This is a genomic window from Cryobacterium fucosi (assembly GCF_004403515.1).
Classification (GTDB): Bacteria; Actinomycetota; Actinomycetes; order Actinomycetales; family Microbacteriaceae; genus Cryobacterium; species Cryobacterium fucosi.
In genome coordinates this window covers 1-2,701 of sequence record NZ_SOHH01000090.1, presented here as the reverse complement: position 1 = coordinate 2,701, position 2,701 = coordinate 1, and the positions used below count along the sequence as shown (strand labels likewise).

At 72.6% G+C, this 2,701-nt stretch carries 1 protein-coding gene; it reads left to right on the top strand.

The features are described from left to right. On the top strand, window positions 1–2,520 hold a 2,520-nt coding region (locus tag E3T48_RS16830), incomplete at its 5' end, for a sensor histidine kinase (RefSeq protein ID WP_166789740.1). Between the last annotated feature and the right edge of the window lie 181 nt (window positions 2,521–2,701).

The following is a 2,701-nucleotide window of genomic DNA, read 5'->3' as shown; positions in this document are numbered from 1 at the left end:
GACGCCGTGCGACCCGACCGCCCGCCCAGGCGGAAGCGCACGCCGAGTCCGGGTCGGGCCACCGGGCAGACGGCAACCGAGCGCCAGTTCAGGGTGCTCTGCACCGCGACCGGGCCCACCGGCCTCGTCTTCGGGCTGCTCAGCCTCGACACGTTCCGGGCGCAGGCCTGGCCGGCCGCCCCGGCCGCCCTGGCCGCACCGGGCGCCGCGTGGGCCGGGTGGCTGCTGGTCTTCGGCATCCCCGTGCTGATCGGCATTCTCGCCCCCTGGGCGCCGCTGCGCCTGCTCCGCACGCTCGCCCTGGCCGAGGGTGCCATCTTCCTGGCGATCCTCGGATTCTGGCTGGTCATGCGGGCCGAACCGCTCCCGGCCGGCGCCGACATCCCCTGGATCATCTCGCTCACCGGCATCCCGGCCGTGGCCGTCGCCGCAGCCACCCGGGATCGAATCGGCTGGGCGTACGCCGTCCTCGTCAGCGCGCTGAGCGGGATCCTGCGCTCCGCGACCTCGGCCGACCCGCATCCAGTGGTCGTCGGAGTCGAGGATTCGCTCTACACGCTGCTTGTGATCAGCGTCTTCGTCGGCCTCACGATCATGTCCAGGCGGGGCGCGTCCCGGGTCGACGACACCGCGCGCATCACCCGCGCCGCGCTGGCCGACCGGGCTGCCCGGCTCGCCCGCAAGCGGGAGCGGCTGACCATCGATGCTCTCGTGCACGACAGCGTCATCTCGACCCTGCTGATGGCCGGACGCGGCGGCATCCCCACCGAGACGCTGTCCCGTCACGCGGCCTCGACCCTCGACCGTCTCGACGCCCTCCGCCTGCCCAGGTCGACCCAGTCGCTGCCCGGCATGGAGGTTGCCGCCCGCCTGGAGCAGCTCGCGGCCGAGCTGGCCCCGGATGCGATCGTGCAGGCCGATCTGGACGAGGCCCTGGCCGTGCCGGCCGTTGCGGTCACCGCCCTGCTCGGTGCCGTCGGTGAGGCCCTGCGCAACTCGGTTGCCGCGGCCGGCCTCGGCGCCCACCATCGGGTGGTGCGCACGGTCACCGTGCAGCCGCACCGCGGCGGTATCCGCGTGGTCGTGCACGATGACGGGGTTGGCTTCGATCCAGACCTCGTGCCCAGCGAGCGGCTGGGGATCGCCCAGAGCATCATCGGCCGGATGGAGCGCCTGCAGGGCGGCGAGGCCAGGGTGCGCTCCCGCCCCGGCTCCGGCACCGACGTGGAGGTCTCGTGGACCCCCGCCCCCGCCCCTCGGTGGTCGAGCTTGTCGAGACCGACCCTGCCCCGGTGGTCGACCCTGTCGAGACCGACCCTGCCCCGGTGGTCGAGCCCACCCCGGTGGTCGAGCTTGTCGAGACCGACCCTGCCCCGGTGGTCGACCCTGTCGAGACCCCCCACCCCTCGGTGGTCGAGCCCACCCCGGTGGTCGAGCTTGTCGAGACCGACCCTGCCCCGGTGGTCGAGCCTGTCGAGACCACACTCGGCGACCACGCCTGCCGAAACCGCACCCGTCGACACCGAGCCGCCCCGCACCGTGGTGCAACTTCCACGGTCGCTGTCCCTCGGCATCCTCGCCATGTTCATCGGCGTGCACGCCCTGCTCGCGTTCGGCGACTCCGAATCGCTCTTCGGACTGCCCTGGGAGATCGCCGGTTTCGCCGCGGTGTCGGCGGCGGCCGTCCTGATCTCCCGGGGGGCAGACTCGCTGTCGCGCACGGCGACCATCGCCGTGCTCGCCCTCTGCGCGGCGGCGACGGCACTCGTGTCCTACCCGATGACGGCAGTGCAGGGCACGCCGTTCGGGCACTGGTATCTCGGGGCCGTCACCCTGCTCCTGGTCGTGCTCGCCGTGCGGGGGCGCGAAGGGTTCGCCTGGATCGGCTACCTGATCATGTCGGCAATCACAATCGCCTGGGCGCTCACCAACGGCCTGTCCGTCGTCGACGGGGTGCTCCTCGTCGTGCGCCACGCGGGCACCCTGCTCGCCGGCACTCTCTTCGCCGTGGGGCTCAAACGGTCCTCGCTCACCCTGGCCGTCCTCAATCGTGCGCGCGCCCTGAACGCCGCTGCCGCCGCCACCGCGGTCGCGGCAATCGAAGAGCGCGAATCCCAGCTGGCGCAGGTGAATGCGCTCTCCCGGCCCACCCTCGAGCGCCTCGCGCGGTCCGAGGAGATCCTCTCGGAGATGCGCGCGGAGTGCCTGCTCGTGGAGGCGACCCTGCGCGATGCGATGCGCGCCCGCGCCCTGTTCGTGGAGCCGCTCGTCGCCGCCACCCGGGCCGCGCGGCTACGCGGGGTCGAGGTGACACTGCTCGACGACAGCGGCGGCAACCCGCCCGTCGAAGCCGCCCGGGTTGCCGCGGCCGTTGCCGGCCAGTTGGACGCCCTCGACTCCGGTCGTCTGACCGCCCGGGTCCTCCCCGCCGACCGGCCCCACATCGCCTCGGTCGTCATTGAGGCCGGCGACAACCGGATGCTCGTGGTCACCCCGGACGGGATCCTCCGCGACGCCTGACCCCGCTGGTCGAGCCTGTCGAGACCCCCCCCCGGTGGTCGAGCCTGTCGAGACCCCCCCCCGGTGGTCGAGCCTGTCGAGACCCGTTACTTTCTTCGTATCCCTTGATCGTGTAGTTATGTGAGGGTGTTGGCCTGTCAGGCCCGGCATGGTTGTTGCCCCCAGTCGCCCATGATCCGGG